The organism is Maribacter sp. (assembly GCF_039968975.1).
Classification (GTDB): domain Bacteria; phylum Bacteroidota; class Bacteroidia; order Flavobacteriales; family Flavobacteriaceae; genus Maribacter.
This window is the reverse complement of sequence record NZ_JBDVOT010000011.1, coordinates 1-13,607: the sequence shown is the minus strand read 5'-3', so window position 1 is coordinate 13,607 and position 13,607 is coordinate 1. Positions and strand designations below refer to the sequence as shown.

Genomic DNA, 13,607 nt, shown 5'->3' with positions numbered 1-13,607 from the left:
AACCATAAACATTTCTTCCATGGCAGCCTTTTCCATTTTGTTAAGACCTCCAATCTTTTCAATCCTTTGAATAGGATTAAAACGAGGTGTATTACCCTCTAAATCAAAATCTTCCCTAAAAATTGAGGTTGTTCGTTTACTGGTAAAATTTTTAATGATAGTGGTATCCGCACCATCACTACTATCAAAGAACGTAGACGAAATACCATAATCTTCTTCTAATATACCGTGTTCATACAGTAATATTTCATTAGAATTGATATCCCTATCAATAAAGAAAAAATTAGTGAGCTGAGCACCTTTGAGCTCTCCTCCAATACTATCCTTTGCATGTAAATACCTATCAAAGTAGTTTTTAGATTCTCTTTCGGTAATTTTATTGGTGACACTGTTTAATGCTTCTGAAACACTGCTAGAGAATTGTTCTTCTCCGCTATCTATGGATTTACTGATCCAGAAACTTTGAACGAAAATCAGACCAATAAGTGAAAGGCTCATTAAAACCACTAAGAGCACAAATAACTTTTTGTTCATTGGGTGTTAAAATTAAAGATTTAACAGTTAGAGGTTAGTACGTTTAACCTAACCTTAACAAAAATGTTAAAATTGCTAAATAACTAGCAGTCAGCAAGGATAGATGCATGAACTTTAAGAACTTTTTCCTTGGTTCTATCTAAGTCTATATTTTCAATTACAATATTGGTCAGTTTCAATTTAGTTTCGTCATCAAGTTGATTGCTCATGCGGGCTTCAACTTGTTCCCTTGTACTTTCATCTCTATGCAAAACTCTGGCTATACGTACTTCTTTAGGTGCTGTTACCAAAATAACCTTATCATACAATTCTTGCGCCCTATTTTCAAACAAAAGGGCCGTTTCTTGAATTACGTAAGGTGAGTCTTGTTCTTTTGTCCAATCAACAAAGTCTTGCCTTACTACCGGATGAACAATACCGTTCAATTTTTGAAGTAATTCTTTGTCTTTAAATACCTTACTAGCAATGAACGATCTATTCAACCTACCATCTACATAAGCTTCTTCTCCCAACAGCTCAACCAGTTGCTCAAAAATTAGCTCTGAATTATTCATTAGATACTTTGCGCGTTGATCAGAATCATAAACCGGAACGCCTAACTCATTAAACATACCTGCTACCGTAGACTTACCACTACCAATACCACCTGTTAAACCAATTACCATCATTCTCTACGTAGTATAAATTCAACTTCGTTTGTACTGATTACAGCATTGTTTAAAGTTCTTGGGTATTTTACCAATTTCACCGATAATCTATTATCTGTTCCTTTTGTGACTTTAGAATAATCTGCCTCTACCGAAAAATCTTCAGCTTCTAATTCTTTCAAATGCTCTAAAGTACCTTGACAACGGACTTCAACAATTTCTGGAAAAGTACGAACCTTTATATTTTCTGGCAGATTAATTACATGCACAGGTACTTGTATTACCTGCTCAGAAAACTTAACCACTTTACCTGAAATCATTACTGTTTGATTAGAAAATGTGGTCCCTTTCAATTGTTTTGGCAACTGCAACTCAATTTCATTTGAGAATGAAGTATTTATATAATCAGACTTAAACAATGTTGTTCTTATTTGTTTAATGGAATCAATTTGACTCTTAGGCCCCGAAATTTGAATTGAATCTGGCTCAATTATAATCTCACCATCAAGAATATAGTTTGAAGCAAAGGTGATATCCAGCAAAGCTTTCACCGGAACTTTTTTTACGTCTAACGATGTAAAATCAAAATAAATAGCATCGCTTTCAAAATCCATCAACGTACTGTAATTATTGAGCTGAGATTCTAATTGAATTTTAATTTGATCTTCTGTTAAATAATAGGCATCATCTTTATGAATAACCTTGCTTACATCTAACTGAATATGCTTTGGTTTTAATTCATAACCTAAAAACTGAAATCCCGCTGCTTGAAGTCTTACTTGAATTTCATCTTTTGGGGTATTTGCCAATAAAAACTCTTCAGGTATATTAATATATTCTATTTGAAAAGTAGTGTTGCTCGTATACGTAAGCGACAATTTATTAATTAACCACGCTAGAGAAGCACACAACAAGAACACAAGAAAGACTTTTACCTTTCTTTTCTTTAGTCCTGTTTGTATCCACTCAATTAAACGCTCCATTAACTCACTCTAAAAAATAATTTAGGAAATATTTCCTCTGGTTTTTTACTTGAGGAATCAATATACAAGGTAGATTTTAAAAATCCATATCCATATCCAAAAAATTGTATCGCTGTTGCAACTAAAGATAATAAGGCTACTTTTAAATTACCCGTTTTAACAATCGCGTCCACAAACAATACTGAAAAATATAAAGCATATAAATACAACGGTACTGCAAAACCTAATGCCGCCAATATAATTGAAATTATTAATCCTAAACAAAATAAAGTCGGGAACCAATAGGTAATCTTTTTAGTTTCAGGATGCCATTTGTTCAATATTGGGCGAACCATTCCGAATTTATTTACCTGAATATAAAATTTGTTCCAATCTATTCGCCTTTTATGATATACAAATGCTTCTGATATCAATTTGGTCTTATAACCACTATTCCAAATGCGTATCGTTAGGTCTGGATCTTCACCTGGGTGAATATTTCCGTATCCGCCTACCTTTTCAAAAGCTTCTTTAGATATACCCATATTAAAGCTTCTAGGCTGAAATTTATCTACCGCCTTCTTACCACCACGAATTCCACCAGTGGTCAAAAAAGAGGTCATAGCATAATTTATTGCTTTTTGGACCGTAGAAAAAGATTCATGCGCCGCATCTGGACCGCCATAACAATGCACATAATCTTCTTGCAAACTCTTCTCTGCAGCCACAAGGTATTGCGGTGGCAAAATACAATCAGAGTCTAACACGATAAAGTAATTGCCCTTTGCCCTGGCCATTCCGTAATTACGGGAATCACCAGGACCAGAATTAGGCTTCTTGTAATAAGAAATTGCCAAAGTATCTACATACTCACTTATAACATCTTCAGATGAAATTGTAGAACCATCTTCGACGATAACAACCTCAAAAGTTTTGTCATAAGTCTGTAAACGTAGACTATCCAACAGCTCCTTTATTTCGTTGGGTCTATTGTATACGGGAATGATAAAAGAAAACGACAAGTCCATTTTTACGCTCCTTTAATGAATAGGCTCCAATGAAATTGGAATATTAAAATCTTGATTAAAACTTCTCTATAACTTCTTGACTAACTCCTGTATTAGAGAAACCACCGTCATGAAACAAGTTCTGCATGGTTACCTTCCTTGTAAGGTCAGAGAATAATGTTATGGTATAATCAGCACAATCTTGAGCTGAAGCATTACCTAAAGGAGACATTTTTTCTGCATAGCTGATAAAGCCATCAAAACCTTTTACTCCTTGCCCTGCAGTTGTTGCCGTTGGTGACTGAGAAATAGTATTTACACGTACATTTTTCTCTTTACCAAAGAAATAACCAAAGCTACGGGCAACAGACTCTAAATATGCTTTGTTGTCTGCCATATCATTGTAATCAGGGAAAGTTCTTTGTGCCGCCATATAAGTCAAAGCAACTACACTACCCCACTCGTTCATTGCATCTGCTTTGTAAAGTGATTGTAATACTTTATGAAAAGAAAGTGCAGAAACATCCCATCCTTTTGCTGTGAAATCATATTTCTCGTCTGTATAAGCACGACCCTTACGCACATTTACCGACATACCGATAGAATGCAATACAAAATCGATTTTTCCTCCTAAAATTTCAACTGCCTTTGCTACTAAACTATCCAAGTCTTCAACACTTGTTGCGTCTGCAGGTATTATTTCTGAACCGGTTTCTTTTGCCAATTGATCTATTTGACCCATTCTCATGGCAATTGGGGCGTTTGTCAATACAAAAGTACCACCTTCAGCGTGTACCGTTTGTGCTGTTTTCCACGCAATAGAATTCTCGTCTAATGCTCCAAAAATAATTCCCCTTTTACCTTTTAATAAGTTATATCCCATGATGGTTGATTCTATAGTTAGATTTAAAATTCAAAGATATCTAAAATATGTTAATAGCGAATTGATGTACTACTTAAAAACCTTAAAACAGCAGTCTTCATGCAAAGACATAACTTCTTTACTAAAGAAGAGCAATTACATAATCTAAATAAGTTGTGATTTATTTATTTGAAGATGCGCTTAAAAGTTCTTTTGCATGTGCCATTGCAGAATCTGACAAATCTTTTCCGCTTAACATATGCGCCAACTCCACCACTCTTTCATCATCTGTCAATTGTTTTAAATTAGTCATGGTACGTTCTTTACCTTCGGTTTTAAAAACTTTGAAATGATTGTTTCCTTTTGATGCTACTTGTGGCAAATGTGTAATAGAGAATACTTGAAGATCAGCACTCATATCTTTCATAATATCAGCCATTCGGTCAGATATTTCACCAGATACACCTGTGTCGATTTCATCGAACATTATTGTTGGTAGCTTTTCATACTTGGCAAGTATTGATTTGATCACCAACATTATTCTTGATAATTCTCCACCAGATGCTACTTTCTTTAATTCGCCATAACTACCACCTCTATTGGCGGTGAATAAAAATGAAAGCTCATCTTTACCCGTGGTCGTAAATGCCTGTGCAGCACTTATTTTTATTTCAAAGGATGCACTAGGCATACCTAATAGACCTAAGTCCGACTCTAATTTTTTCTTTAATTGCGGTATTACAGAATTTCTCTTTTCTCGTAAAACAATTGCTTTCGATTCTAAGACAGACTGCATTTCTTCAATTTCCTTTGTCTTAGCAGCAATATTATCTTCTAAATTGGCTGTTTCAAAAACTTTGTCGGCAAGATCATTTTTAATAACAATCAATTCTGCAATGTCACTTACATTATGCTTTTTCAACAAATTATACAGCAACTGTAATTTATTGTTTACTTGCTCCAATTGATCAGGATTTGCCTCAACACCTTCTTGTAATCGTTGTAATTCTGAACTAACATCATCCAATTCTATCATGACTGATTTTACACGCTCGAACAAATCTTTATAATTTGTACCAAAATCAACCAACTTTGAAAGTGATTGACGCATTTCCGCCACCAATGGCAGAACACCAATTTGTTCATCATTGAACAACTGATCTCCTTTAGACAACTGCTCCATAATCAACTCTACATTGTTCAGCTGTTCATATTCTTCTTCCAGCTCTTCAACAACTCCTACTTTCAATGGCGCTTTTTCTAACTCTTCCAACAAAAACGTATTGTAATCTTGCTCTTTGTTAGCAGTGCTCTGTACTTCAATAAGTTTCTCTAACTCTTTCAGGGCTTTACGATACGCTTTTAAATCTTTTCTATATGCCGTTAGTCGTTTTTGATTGTTTGCCAATGCATCGACCAATTTCATCTGAAAGTCATTTTCGGTAAGTTGCATGGTCTGGTGCTGAGAATGTATATCAATAAGGTTTTCTCCCAATGTTGACAAAACCCCTAAAGTAACAGGAGTGTCATTAACAAATGCCCTAGACTTTCCACTTGGTAAAATTTCACGTCTTATGACCGTACTATCATCATAGTCCAAATCATTTTCTTCAAAGAAACCCTGAAGCCCGTAAGTATCAATCTTAAAAGTACCCTCTATAATACATTTCTGATCTTTAACCCGTAACGAAGATAAGTCCGCACGTTTACCAAGTACCAAAGATAAACCACCAAGTAAAATAGATTTACCGGCACCTGTTTCACCAGTAATAACCGTGAAACCTTTATTGAAGTCTACTTCTAGACGATCAATTAATGCGTAATTAGAAATGGAAAGGGTTGAAAGCACACGTTAGAATTTTAGATTCACAAAGGTAATCTATAATTCCGTTTTGTAAAATGGTTCAATATTTAATATCGTTCCAAGTTGTAGCGTATAATGGGGCAATTTTATTCAGCGTTTCTTTTAGCTTTACAATATCAACTTTTGGACCATCAGAGAAAATATTCTTTATCTCTTCTGATTTTGCATCAAAGAACGTTGAAATCAAAAAGGCGTTTGGCCTTCTATTGATCATGGTCTGGAAAAGATTCATAGTACCAGCAATTACTTGTTTACCCGTACTATTGTTATCCGGTAAAATATCAAGCCCTTTTCTATGATAGTTATACATAGCAATACGATACTCTCTGTAGGTATTTGACAATAGATTATCAATTAATTCAAATCTACTTCTATTAGAATCCGCAGATTGGCTCCATCCAGCAGAATTACTGCCCTGTGCCTGTGTTACTATATTCTGTGCCTTTCTATAGAACTCTGTTCCACCCTCCAAAGAAAAAGTATCGGCATCCAACCCTAATATTACATAAACGTAATAAGCCATTACGCTCACTAAATTAGACTCGAACTGATTCTCATTGAAAATCATGGGTTGAAACTCTATGTATTGAAAATTGAAAGCATTGTCCTTATAATTAAAAACAGGTGTAGAGTAAGATGTATTGTAAACCGGTCTTGATGACTGTATTTGAATATTACCACTAAAACTATTCGATTCGAAAGATGTTATAGTAATGAACATTTGAGCATTTACCCTTTCGTTCTCTTTATACACCCTGTTTGTCCATTTCGTTTTATTGACAAAATCATTCAAAGAACGCTCCAAAGTCTTAAAAACTTGCTGATCACCCTGAGTAAGCTGGTCAGAATTGACTGTAACCGCACAAACTAATTCTTGAGCACTTACAACTAAACTAATGAAGGTAAAAAGTAATAGAAATACTGCCTTACGCATATCGTCTTTTAATAATTTCACTGAAGATATCCACGGCAACTTCTGCCTTGGTCTTTAGTTCAAACGTAGTAATGTTAGAATTGGTATCTATAAATGAAATTTTATTGGTAACCCCGCCAAAACCAGCACCTTTATCTCGCATTGAATTCAGTACAATGGCATCAAGATTTTTACGTTTTAGTTTCCCTTTTGCATTTTCAATTTCGTTTTCGGTTTCCAGAGCAAAACCGACCAAGAATTGATGCTTTTTATGGTCACCAAAGGTTTTCAATATATCTTTATTCTTCACTAACTCGATAGTAAAGTTTTCTTCGGATTTTTTAATCTTTTGTTCTGCAATTGTCTTAGGTCTATAATCTGCTACTGCTGCCGCACAAATTACAATATCAGAAGTTTCATAATATTTATGCGCATTTTGATACATATCATCAGCAGAAACTACATTGATAACTTGAATAAGATTATGGGTAACGGATAAATGTGTAGGTCCAGTAACCAAATTCACTTCAGCACCTAGACTTGCGGCTGTTTTAGCAAGTTCAAACCCCATTAACCCTGAAGAATGGTTACCTATAAAACGTACAGGATCAATAGCTTCGTAGGTTGGTCCTGCAGTAATCAAAACCTTCTTACCTGACAATGGTAACCCTACTGACAACTGCTTCTTGATAAAGCTTATAATATCTTCTGGCTCTGCCATTCTACCTTCTCCATGCAAACCACTTGCAAGTTCTCCACTAGTTGCAGGAATAATCATGTTACCGTATGACGTAAGTGTATCTAAAGAAGTCTTTGTACTTGGATGCTTATACATATCCAAATCCATTGCAGGAGCAACAAAAACCGGACATTTTGCAGACAAATACGTAGCCATTAAAATATTATCGCAATTACCTGTTGCCATTTTAGACATGGTATTTGCGGTAGCCGGCGCAATCAACATTAAGTCTGCCCAAAGCCCCATTTCTACATGATGATTCCAATCTACCGTATTTTCCTCTGTTTTTACAAAATCAAGAACAACGGGATTTTTAGCCAAGGTGGCAAGCGTAAGCGGGGAAACAAAAGAGCTGGCGCTATCGGTAAGTATGACCTTAACGTTAGCGCCAGCTTTTATAAATAAACGAACTAAGAATGTTGTTTTATAAGCGGCAATTCCTCCGGTTATTCCTAAAAGAACATTTTTGCCGTTCAACATATTTCTTAAGCGTCTTTTTCTGTATTTCTATGGTAGATTTTATCCATCAACCACTCTTCTACTGCCATAGCATGTGGCTTAGGTAATTTTTCGTAAAACTTAGAAACCTCAATTTGTTCTTTGTTTTCAAAAACCTCTTCCAAACTATCGCTATATGTAGCAAACTCCTCTAATTTCTCTAAAAGCTCTTTCTTAATTTCAGAATTGATCTGAACAGCACGCTTTGCAGCTATTGAAATAGCCTCGTAGATATTTTCAGTAGGTTCATCAAACTCATTACGGTTAATAGTTACCGTAGATACCGATGCCTTTGAGTTTTTTAAATCGTTCATATTCATAATTAAATTATTTATTTTGATTCAACGGTCTGCGCTTGCATACGTTGTAATTCTTTATCAATTTTTTCAATTAAATTGGTAGCTTCTTTATCAAATTTAGATTCCGGAAACTGCTTTTTCAATGCTGCATGTGCAGACTTAGCTTTCATTAAACGCTCTTCCTTTAACTGCTCAAAACTGTTTACAGCCATATGAGTCAACGCTTCAACCTTAACAAACATTGCCTCTTCTCTAAACGGAGAACCAGGATTATCTGACACAAAGTTATCACTAGCCGCTACAGCAGATTTAAGCATATCATAATTAAACTCGCCTAATTTGTTGTACTGCTTTAATATCTCAAACGCTTTTTCTTCTTTTTTTGTTGTAAGCTCTTGCGCCATGGCATTGGCTTCTGCATAATATTCAGATTCTGAATACGTATTTATGAAATTCTGTATTTTCAATAACGCCTTATCAGTATCGGTCTGATCCAAAGAATATTCAGGAGACAATTCATAGAAACTTTTTGCCCCTAAAAATGTTGCTTCAACCACCTTATCACTTTTTGGATAAGATTTTACAAAACGCTCAAACTGATAGCCCGCCATATTGTAATCTCCACGCATAAAGTAGCTATTGGACAAGAAGAACATAACTCTTTCTCCTTGAGGCTTACCTACATATTTAGGTGCTATTTGCTCAAGTAATCTATTTGCTCTTCTGTAATCACCTTCTTCATAGAAAGTTTCGGCCATGTCGTATTTCGCTTTTACATCATCATTCTTAAGTACCTTTTGGTACTCGCTGCAAGATTGTAAAGCAATGGCAATCAATAGTACTGGAAAAACTTTCCTCATCTTAAAAAACATTTTGCAAAATTAGTGATTATCAATGGATTTAAAAAACATTTTAAACCAATAAAAATACAGGCTTTACACTTCAAGAATGTCCTACTAAGTAAAGATTTAACGAATATTTATGCTGGTATGCGTATCATAGATTCCATAAAAGAAACAATTCTATGCTTTAAAGCATCACTTGCAGTAATCAATGGCAGTCTTACCAAAGGGTTGGCCAACCCTAAATATTCGAATATAACTTTAATCCCTGCCGGGTTGCCTTCTTCGAAAATCAACTTCATACCATCTTGCATTTTGTAATGATAGCTGTAGGCTACTTCTGTATTATCATTTAAACCTTCGTGAATCATTTTAGAAAATTCTTCTGGCAAACCTTGACCAATTACAGAAATAACGCCATCACCGCCAGCAACTATTGTTGGTAACGCAGTAATATCATCACCAGAAAGTACTAAAAAGCCTTCTGGTCTTTTAGAAATTAGTTCTTGCACCTGTGTCATATTACCACAAGCCTCTTTTACCGCTACGATATTATCAAATTTCTTTGCTAGGCGAACTACGGTTTCAGGCAACATGTTACTACCCGTACGACTTGGTACATTGTACAAAATTATTGGTAATGGTGATGCTTGAGAGATGGCTGCAAAATGCTGATAAATACCTTCTTGAGTTGGTCTATTGTAATATGGAGAAACAGATAAAATGGCATCATACGCAGATAAATCTGAAGTTTGCAACTCTTCTACCAACGCCATAGTGTTGTTACCACCAATACCTATAACCAATGGCAAAGCACCTTGGTTCGCCTCTTCTACGGTACGCATAACCAATTGCTTTTCTGCTTTTGAAAGGGTAACAGATTCTGCGGTAGTACCTAACACTACCAAGTAATCTATATTGCCCTCTATATTAAAAGCTACAATTTTTCTAAGAGCCTCTACATCTACCGATCCATCTACTTTAAAAGGCGTAATTAACGCTACCCCTGCTCCCCTTAAATCTTTCATAATTAAATCTCTTTAAAAATGCCCAAGTACTTTTTCAATTCTTTTTTAAATATTTGAAAGTCCTTTAACGGCGTATCTAACATTAAATCATTGTAAGTAGGTCCAACTTCTTTGAATCCTACTTTTAAACGAGCCTTCGCCTTCACCGACATTAAATTCAACAACAGACTATCCTCATTATAATAATTCACTAAAAGATCATATTCTCTTCCTAAAAACTCAAGGGCATAACTGTTTTCAATTTCACCCTTCCACCCTAAGTCCTTATCTGAAAAAACCGGAGTGGCATATGGCGAGTTTTTGTCATAAAAACGCTTATATCCAATTATTTTAACTGCATTTGGGTTCAAAGACAACTCTTCTTGAAACTGAAAAAAAACTTCAGATTTCTCAAATTTATCTAAATCCACAATACAACCTACAGAACGTATTCCTTTAGCCTCACGCGTTACAGCAGCTGGTGTTGCCAACAGCTGTTTTAATATTTTACGGCCTGATTTCCGTTTAAACTTGTCCTTAATTCCTTTTAAAAACATGTATTTTTACATTTAGACAAATGTAAATAATATCCCTGCAACTATATGGCGAAGTTAAAACACTTTGGTATTTTAAATATAAAACATTATGTTATATTTATAACATTGTTGAATTTAGTATCATGCAAAAACACTCCTGAACACCTCACTGAACTGACTGGCAAGCAGATAGCAATTGACACCAATTATACTTCAGTTGACAGTATTCAAAAATTTATTCAGCCGTATCATGATCGTGTTGAAAGTATTTTAGATAGCACTTTGGCATATGCTCCCTATGTTATTTCAAAAACCGATGGTAAATTCAATACTACAGCTGGTAATTTAATGGCAGATATCGTACTGAAGGAGACAAATCCTATTTTTAATAAACGCACGGGCAATACCATTGACATAGTGCTTTTGAACCATGGTGGTATAAGATCAATTATCTCGAAAGGAAATGTAACTTCTAGAACTGCTTATGAGGTTATGCCTTTTGAAAACTCGGTCGTTGTCGTAGAACTAAAAGGATCATCTTTATTAAAAATGGTAGATTATCTTAAAAAGTCCAAAAGAGCTCATCCCGTAGCCGGTATGCAACTTATTTTAAACAAAGACAATTCGGTCAAATCTTTTACAATTGATGGAAAACCTTTAGATACGGACAAATCTTACTATATAGCCACATCAGATTACTTGGTTACCGGCGGTGATAATATGAACTTTTTCAAAGATGCTCTATCTAAAACTGAAACCGATTATAAAATACGCAATGCCATGATAGATTTCTTTTCTAAAGTGGACACCCTTGCCCCAAAAGTAGATTTAAGATATTATCAATTACAGTAATATGGAAAGAAGAAAATTTATACGAAATACTGCAGCATCTTCTAGTCTTCTAACCCTTGGTGGGTTAGGACTCAGTTCTTGCAATGCCTCTAAAAAGAAACATATTACTATTTTACACACCAATGATGTTCATAGTCATGTCGATGCTTTCCCTAATGACCATGCAGACTTTCCCGGGTTGGGTGGTTTGGCGCGCAGAGCGGGTTTGGTTGATAGTATTAGAAAAGAAAATCCACATACTTTTTTGTTTGATGCCGGTGATATCTTTCAAGGTACCCCCTACTTCAATTTTTATGGCGGCGAGCTAGAATTTAAATTAATGAGCATGCTTAATTATGATGCTACCACTATTGGTAATCATGATTTTGATAATGGTATTGATGGGTTATTAGCTCAAATGCCTTACGCTAAATTTAATTTCATTAGTGCCAATTACGATTTTTCCAATACAGTTTTAGACGGATTAACGCAGCCTTATAAAATTTATGAGAAAGACGGAATTAAAGTTGGCGTATACGGATTAGGTATTAAGTTGGACGGACTGGTAACAAAACAGCTCTATAAAGAAACTGTATTTCTTGACCCCTATGAACTGGCTACAGATATGGAAACCAAACTTAAAGAAGAAGAAAAATGCGATTTGGTCATTTGTCTTTCTCACTTAGGGTATGAATATAGCTCTCAAAAGCCAGATGATTTAAAACTTGCTAAAAAGACTAAATACACCGATTTAATTATTGGCGGACATACGCACACTTTTTTAGACAAACCCACCATTGTTTCTAATGCTGCTGAGCGTGATGTATTGGTAAATCAAGTAGGATGTTTTGGAGTAAACCTTGGTAGAATTGATTTTTATTTTGACAACAGCACTGTTAACGCGAACGGATACACAATTAAAGTCTAAAAAGAGACCTCTTATGCTTTACTATAAACGTTGCTCTAGAGATAACCAAAACTTCAAAGAATTAGTAGCCTTACTTGATGCAGATTTAGCTTTAAGGGATGGCCATGAGAATGCTTTTTATGCACAGTTCAATGGTATTGATGCTTTGAAAAACTGTGTTGTCTTTTATTCAGATGAAAACCTTGTTGCCTGTGGTGCTTTTAAGGAGTTTAGCAAAGACTCCGTAGAAATTAAACGTATGTTCGTACATCAAGATTTTCGTGGTAAAGGAATTGCCTCAAAAGCACTAATTGTATTAGAAGATTGGGCAAAAGAATTGAATTACAGCTACTCCGTCTTAGAAACTGGATTACGACAGCCGGAAGCCATTGCACTCTACAAAAAGAATAATTACACCGTTACTGATAACTACGCCCCTTATGAGCATATGAAGAATAGTGTTTGTTTTAAGAAGGTGTTGTAGATTATCAGGTATTTGGTAATCTTACAACATCTTAATTTATGGGCAGCGAAGTTAATAGGACTAAAATCTATTTTAAAGATTAAAGCTCAATTAAACACTAATATTATTAAGTATGGTTTTAGAGATGCTGTAGAATATTATATTGATAAAGAAGTATTTAATAGATAAATTATTCAAGCAGAAAGCATCCTATTTTACTTTACTTAAAATAATCTCTCCCTTGTGATATGGAATACCGTGAATAATCATTGAGAATTTTTTTAATTCTATTATATGATATGCAAATCCTATAGTACCTCGTAGATAAAAACATAAAAAAGAATTATCAGCAAAATTAATAATAGATACCATATCTGATACGATTGTAGGATAATAATTAATAATAAGTTTCTTCATACTTCTTTTTTCTCCTAGTTTAAATGATAAATTCTCTTTATCTAATTGAACTGTATAGGAGGAACCCTCAAAATCACCTTTCACATTAGACCCTAGTTTTGTCGGCAATAGTCGATGGAATATTGCTGGTTCTTGGATTTTTTTATTCTTATAATAAGGTCTTATCTCTAAAATATTATGTCCTGAAAATGTATAATCAACTTTTATTGTATCTAATAGAGTTATAGAATTTTCAGAAATTTTAATTTTTGTTTTTTCTTCTAATTGATTGAAATTATA

15 protein-coding genes and 1 pseudogene are annotated in these 13,607 nt (G+C 34.6%); 3 read left to right on the top strand and 13 right to left on the bottom strand.

All coding sequences use genetic code 11. The annotated features are described in order from the left end of the window. The 12 genes and pseudogenes from ABJI11_RS00515 to ABJI11_RS00460 form a co-directional block, all read right to left on the bottom strand. Positions 1–534, bottom strand: a pseudogene (locus ABJI11_RS00515) (two-component sensor histidine kinase); the annotation flags it as partial. An 83-nt stretch (positions 535–617) separates the two neighbouring features. Beyond that, positions 618–1,202 (bottom strand): dephospho-CoA kinase, encoded by a 585-nt coding sequence (coaE, locus tag ABJI11_RS00510; RefSeq protein WP_348348512.1) that lies wholly within the window; start codon positions 1,200–1,202, stop codon positions 618–620. Then, positions 1,199–2,164, bottom strand: a complete 966-nt coding sequence (locus ABJI11_RS00505; RefSeq protein ID WP_348348510.1) for a CdaR family protein — start codon at positions 2,162–2,164, stop codon at positions 1,199–1,201. The genes coaE and ABJI11_RS00505 overlap by 4 nt, the downstream gene beginning before the upstream one ends. Then, the gene (locus tag ABJI11_RS00500) at positions 2,164–3,171 is read right to left on the bottom strand and encodes a glycosyltransferase (RefSeq protein ID WP_348348508.1); all 1,008 of its coding nucleotides are present in this window, start codon (positions 3,169–3,171) and stop codon (positions 2,164–2,166) included. Before ABJI11_RS00500 ends, ABJI11_RS00505 begins: the two co-directional genes overlap by 1 nt. 55 nt (positions 3,172–3,226) lie before the next feature. After that, a complete protein-coding gene (locus tag ABJI11_RS00495; protein WP_348348506.1) occupies positions 3,227–4,033 on the bottom strand; it encodes an SDR family oxidoreductase in 807 nt (268 codons plus the stop codon). 160 nt (positions 4,034–4,193) lie between these two features. Further along, the gene (recN, locus tag ABJI11_RS00490) at positions 4,194–5,861 is read right to left on the bottom strand and encodes a DNA repair protein RecN (RefSeq protein WP_348348504.1); all 1,668 of its coding nucleotides are present in this window, start codon (positions 5,859–5,861) and stop codon (positions 4,194–4,196) included. A 55-nt stretch (positions 5,862–5,916) separates the two neighbouring features. After that, positions 5,917–6,810 (bottom strand): DUF4835 family protein, encoded by an 894-nt coding sequence (locus tag ABJI11_RS00485; RefSeq protein ID WP_348348502.1) that lies wholly within the window; start codon positions 6,808–6,810, stop codon positions 5,917–5,919. Then, complete coding sequence (gene coaBC, locus ABJI11_RS00480; protein ID WP_348348500.1) at positions 6,803–8,008, bottom strand: bifunctional phosphopantothenoylcysteine decarboxylase/phosphopantothenate--cysteine ligase CoaBC; 1,206 nt, start codon at positions 8,006–8,008, stop codon at positions 6,803–6,805. Before coaBC ends, ABJI11_RS00485 begins: the two co-directional genes overlap by 8 nt. 5 nt (positions 8,009–8,013) lie before the next feature. Further along, positions 8,014–8,340, bottom strand: coding sequence for a DNA-directed RNA polymerase subunit omega (locus tag ABJI11_RS00475; RefSeq protein WP_036158283.1), 327 nt, complete (start codon positions 8,338–8,340; stop codon positions 8,014–8,016). A gap of 17 nt (positions 8,341–8,357) precedes the next feature. Beyond that, positions 8,358–9,185 carry an outer membrane protein assembly factor BamD gene (gene bamD, locus ABJI11_RS00470; protein WP_348348498.1) on the bottom strand — a complete coding sequence of 276 codons (828 nt, stop codon included), beginning with the start codon at positions 9,183–9,185 and terminating at the stop codon, positions 8,358–8,360. Positions 9,186–9,304: 119 nt separating this feature from the next. After that, complete coding sequence (gene dapA, locus ABJI11_RS00465) at positions 9,305–10,195, bottom strand: 4-hydroxy-tetrahydrodipicolinate synthase (RefSeq protein ID WP_348348496.1); 891 nt, start codon at positions 10,193–10,195, stop codon at positions 9,305–9,307. A 2-nt stretch (positions 10,196–10,197) separates the two neighbouring features. Continuing rightward, positions 10,198–10,731 (bottom strand): hypothetical protein, encoded by a 534-nt coding sequence (locus ABJI11_RS00460; RefSeq protein WP_348348494.1) that lies wholly within the window; start codon positions 10,729–10,731, stop codon positions 10,198–10,200. A gap of 45 nt (positions 10,732–10,776) precedes the next feature. On the opposite strand from ABJI11_RS00460, the gene ABJI11_RS00455 reads away from it, so the two are divergent. Genes ABJI11_RS00455 through ABJI11_RS00445 form a run of 3 tightly spaced genes read left to right on the top strand, consistent with a single transcriptional unit; the run spans position 10,777 to position 12,932 of the window. Next, the gene (locus tag ABJI11_RS00455; protein WP_348348492.1) at positions 10,777–11,562 is read left to right on the top strand and encodes a 5'-nucleotidase; all 786 of its coding nucleotides are present in this window, start codon (positions 10,777–10,779) and stop codon (positions 11,560–11,562) included. 1 nt (position 11,563) lies between these two features. Further along, positions 11,564–12,469, top strand: coding sequence for a metallophosphatase (locus tag ABJI11_RS00450; RefSeq protein ID WP_348348490.1), 906 nt, complete (start codon positions 11,564–11,566; stop codon positions 12,467–12,469). Between the two features lie 13 nt (positions 12,470–12,482). Next, positions 12,483–12,932: a GNAT family N-acetyltransferase gene (locus ABJI11_RS00445; RefSeq protein WP_348348488.1), complete on the top strand. Its 450-nt coding sequence runs from the start codon at positions 12,483–12,485 to the stop codon at positions 12,930–12,932. 189 nt (positions 12,933–13,121) lie between these two features. Here ABJI11_RS00445 and ABJI11_RS00440 read toward each other — a convergent pair. Continuing rightward, a partial coding sequence (locus ABJI11_RS00440) for a hypothetical protein (protein ID WP_348348486.1) occupies positions 13,122–13,607 on the bottom strand: 486 nt, incomplete at its 5' end.

Bases quoted from the DNA above. Each gene is read 5' to 3' on its own strand.
- coaE (WP_348348512.1), bottom strand. From the start codon at position 1,202: ATGATGGTAATTGGTTTAACAGGTGGTATTGGTAGTGGTAAGTCTACG.
- ABJI11_RS00505 (WP_348348510.1), bottom strand. From the start codon at position 2,164: ATGGAGCGTTTAATTGAGTGGATACAAACAGGACTAAAGAAAAGAAAG.
- ABJI11_RS00500 (WP_348348508.1), bottom strand. From the start codon at position 3,171: ATGGACTTGTCGTTTTCTTTTATCATTCCCGTATACAATAGACCCAAC.
- ABJI11_RS00495 (WP_348348506.1), bottom strand. From the start codon at position 4,033: ATGGGATATAACTTATTAAAAGGTAAAAGGGGAATTATTTTTGGAGCA.
- ABJI11_RS00485 (WP_348348502.1), bottom strand. From the start codon at position 6,810: ATGCGTAAGGCAGTATTTCTATTACTTTTTACCTTCATTAGTTTAGTT.
- coaBC (WP_348348500.1), bottom strand. From the start codon at position 8,008: ATGTTGAACGGCAAAAATGTTCTTTTAGGAATAACCGGAGGAATTGCC.
- ABJI11_RS00475 (WP_036158283.1), bottom strand. From the start codon at position 8,340: ATGAACGATTTAAAAAACTCAAAGGCATCGGTATCTACGGTAACTATT.
- bamD (WP_348348498.1), bottom strand. From the start codon at position 9,185: ATGAGGAAAGTTTTTCCAGTACTATTGATTGCCATTGCTTTACAATCT.
- dapA (WP_348348496.1), bottom strand. From the start codon at position 10,195: ATGAAAGATTTAAGGGGAGCAGGGGTAGCGTTAATTACGCCTTTTAAA.
- ABJI11_RS00460 (WP_348348494.1), bottom strand. From the start codon at position 10,731: ATGTTTTTAAAAGGAATTAAGGACAAGTTTAAACGGAAATCAGGCCGT.
- ABJI11_RS00455 (WP_348348492.1), top strand. From the start codon at position 10,777: ATGGCGAAGTTAAAACACTTTGGTATTTTAAATATAAAACATTATGTT.
- ABJI11_RS00450 (WP_348348490.1), top strand. From the start codon at position 11,564: ATGGAAAGAAGAAAATTTATACGAAATACTGCAGCATCTTCTAGTCTT.
- ABJI11_RS00445 (WP_348348488.1), top strand. From the start codon at position 12,483: ATGCTTTACTATAAACGTTGCTCTAGAGATAACCAAAACTTCAAAGAA.